Source organism: Nocardia farcinica (assembly GCF_029867845.1).
In the GTDB taxonomy this organism is placed as follows: Bacteria; Actinomycetota; Actinomycetes; order Mycobacteriales; family Mycobacteriaceae; genus Nocardia; species Nocardia farcinica_A.
Genome location: NZ_JARWRU010000239.1, coordinates 1 through 2654, shown reverse-complemented (window position 1 = coordinate 2654; position 2654 = coordinate 1). Strand labels below are relative to the sequence as shown.

General features: G+C 69.3%; 3 protein-coding genes. All 3 read right to left on the bottom strand.

Going from position 1 to position 2654, the window contains the following annotated elements; translation table 11 throughout:
* Window positions 1–1045 (bottom strand): amidohydrolase family protein (locus tag QH283_RS04980; protein WP_280501833.1); only part of this gene is annotated, 1045 nt, incomplete at its 3' end.
* Between the two features lie 40 nt (window positions 1046–1085).
* The gene (locus QH283_RS04975) at window positions 1086–1691 is read right to left on the bottom strand and encodes a MarR family transcriptional regulator (RefSeq protein WP_280501832.1); all 606 of its coding nucleotides are present in this window, start codon (window positions 1689–1691) and stop codon (window positions 1086–1088) included.
* A gap of 47 nt (window positions 1692–1738) precedes the next feature.
* Window positions 1739–2654: AMP-binding protein (locus tag QH283_RS04970; RefSeq protein ID WP_280501831.1), on the bottom strand; the 916-nt coding region annotated here is incomplete at its 5' end.

Genomic DNA, 2654 nt, shown 5'->3' with positions numbered 1-2654 from the left:
TGTTGGGCCAGTTGGAGTCCGAGTGCGGGTAGTCGCACTCCCAGGTGATGTTGTCGATGCCGATCTTGTGGCGGTTGTCGATGCCGTGCTGGTCGGAGATGAAGCAACCGTAGATGTGCGCACGGAACAGCTCCGACGGGCGCACGGTCTGGTTGACGTTCTGGTAGAAGCGGTGCCGCTCCCAGGTCTCGTCGATGCGCTCGAGCATGTAGGGCACCCAGCCGACGCCGCCCTCGCTCAACGCGAACTTCAGGCGCGGGTGGCGGTGGAAGACCGGGGAGAACAGCAGGTCGGCGGTGGCGTACATGGAGTTGCAGCCGAACAGCGCGATCATCACCGCCATCGGGGCCTCCGGCGCGGTGATGGGCGGCTTGCCCGAAGTGCCGAAGTGGGTGCACAGCACCTGCTCGTACTCCTCGCAGGCGGAGAAGAAGCGGTCCCAGTGGTCGGTGTGGAAGGAGGGCAGGCCGAGCGGGACCGGGTTCTCCGGGAAGGAGATGGCGCGCGAGCCACGGCCGACGGTGCGTTCGATCTCGGCGATGCACAGCTCCGGGTCCCACAGCGGCATGATCGTCATGGGGATGTAGCGGTCCGGGGCGGTGGGGCACCACACGTCGAGCACGTAGTCGTTCCAGGCCTGCACGCACAGCAGCGCCAGGTCCTTGTCCTCGCCCTGGAGGAAGACGGTGCCGGCGAAACGGGGGAACGAGGGGAAGCACAGCGCTGCCTGTACGCCGTCGATGTCCATGTCGGCGATGCGGGCGGCGGGGTCGTAGCAGCCGGGCAGCATGTCGTCGTAGCGGACCGGCTCGGCGCCGAACTCCTCGGGCTTCTTGCCCGCCACCGCGTTCAACCCGATGTAGGGGTAGATGCGGTCCTCCCACTGCCAGACCTGGGCCGGCGGGTTGCCCTCGTTCATCACCTTCTCGATGATGCGGGGGCCGCGCTCGACGTACTTGCTCGGCAACCGCTCGCTCCACAGCAGCGGGTGCTCGATCAGGTGGTCGTCGGTCGAGATGAGCTGCATGTGGTCCTGCAGCGGCATGATTCCTCCTTCGCCGGCTCTCGGGGCCGAACGCTACGGGTCAGTGGGCGTGGCCTGCTCGGGCTTCGGCCTCGCGGGTCAGGCCCGCGGCCAGGATCAGCTCTTCGTGCAGCTCGAACCACACCGTGTGATACGAGTCGGCGATGGGCTTGGTGAACCAGCTGTGGTCGCCCGCCCGGATCTCGGTGAGCGCGTCGGCCAGCTTGCCCGTGTAGCGGGCCAGGCGCGGGATCTGCACGGCGGCCGAGTCCAGGATCGGCACGACGCGTTCGTGGATCTCGGCCAGCCGGGCCAGCACCGCGGCGTCGTAGTCGGCGTCGGTGTGTGGATTCGGCTCACCGTCCTTGAGCTGCCAGTCCACCACCAGGGCCTTGAAGTCGGCGTTGACGGCGCGGAAGGCGCTGTAGAGCACGGAGATCGCGGCACTGTCGGCGCCGGCGCGCTCCTCGGCCAGCAGCGCGTCGAGCCGCTCGCGCCCGGCGGGGGTGATCCGCAGCAGGGACTTGCCCTCGACGAGTCCCGCCGCGGCGAGCCGGGCGAGTTCGGCGCTGCCGTCGGCCTCGGGCAGTCCCGCCGTGGCCGCCAGGTCGGCGGCACGAGCACGACCCTTGAGCCGCACGGCTTGCAGCAGGTCGAGTTCGGACATTCGGTGTTCTCCTGTCATCGGAGCCGGCCACGCCGCCGGCCCGCCGGTCAGCGCTTGGAGACGACCACGGACGACTGTTCGATGTCCCAGGTCGCCGCGGTCACCCCCTCCTCGCGCAGTTGGTACTTGAGGATCTTGCCCGTGGCGTTGCGGGGCAGCTCGTCGCGGAACTCGATGTAGCGGGGCACCGCGAAGTAGGGCAGTTTGTCCAGCGACCACCGGCACAGCTGTTCCTCGGTGACCGTCCCGGCCGAGGTGCGCACCGCGGTGACCTTGATGTCGTCCTCGGTGTGCTCGGAGGCCACCGCGTGCACCGCCACCTCGGCGATGTCGGGGTGGGCGCGGAAGGTGCGCTCGAGTTCGAAGCTGGAGACGTTCTCGCCGCGCCGGCGCAGGTAGTCCTTCTTGCGGTCGACGAACCAGAACCAGCCGTCCTCGTCGAACTTGCCGATGTCGCCGGTGTGGAACCACAGATTGCGCATGACCGCGGCGGTGGCGTCGGGCCTGCGCCAGTAGCCCTCGAACATGATGTGCGGGCGGCGCGGACGCACGATGATCTCGCCGGACACGCCGGGGGGCAGCTCGCGGTCCTCGTCGTCGACGATGCGCACGTCGAAATCGGCGTTGCGGCGGCCCGACGAGCCGAGCGGGGCGGTCATATCGGGCGGGGTGCTGGTGATGAAGGTGGCCTCGGTCAGGCCGAACACCGAGCTGCCCGCCGCGCGCACGCCGAAGCGATCGCGCCAGATGTCGATCAGCTCCGGCGTCCACGGCGCGCCGCCGACGTGGTCGATCTGGCCCTTGCAGCGCAGCATCTCCGGGGTGTCGTCCATGGACGCGATCAGGCTGATCATGATGCCGAGAATGGACACCCGGCGCCCGCCGGGGCGCGCCCACACCCGCCCGCACCAGCCCAGCGAGAAGCCGAGCCCCACCCCCCCCCGGGGCACGTTTGCGCCCGGG